Here is a 231-nt window from a genome sequence, read left to right as displayed (position 1 = left end):
GATGAGAGCAGTTTGAACAAGTTAGATCCAAACTGGCGCAACGATGCCTTAGATTTAGGGCTTGATTATGGCATGCAGACCATCGCAGTGCGGGCAGGTCAACACCGTACAGACGCAGGCGAGCATTCAGAGCCTATTTTTACCACCAGCTCTTACGTTTATCGTTCAGCAGCTGATGCTGCTGCTCATTTTGACGGTACAAAAACAGGCAATGTTTACTCTCGCCATACC

Annotated in this window: 1 pseudogene; it reads left to right on the top strand. The window is 48.5% G+C overall.

The features are described from left to right. Positions 1 to 12: 12 nt before the first annotated feature. Positions 13 to 231: pseudogene (locus tag R2R70_RS23580) on the top strand (O-succinylhomoserine sulfhydrylase); the annotation flags it as partial.

The organism is Cobetia sp. SIMBA_158 (assembly GCF_046566945.1).
In the GTDB taxonomy this organism is placed as follows: Bacteria; Pseudomonadota; Gammaproteobacteria; order Pseudomonadales; family Halomonadaceae; genus Cobetia; species Cobetia amphilecti.
The sequence above is the reverse complement of the archived record's forward strand: the minus strand, read 5'-3'. Positions and strand labels throughout refer to the sequence as shown.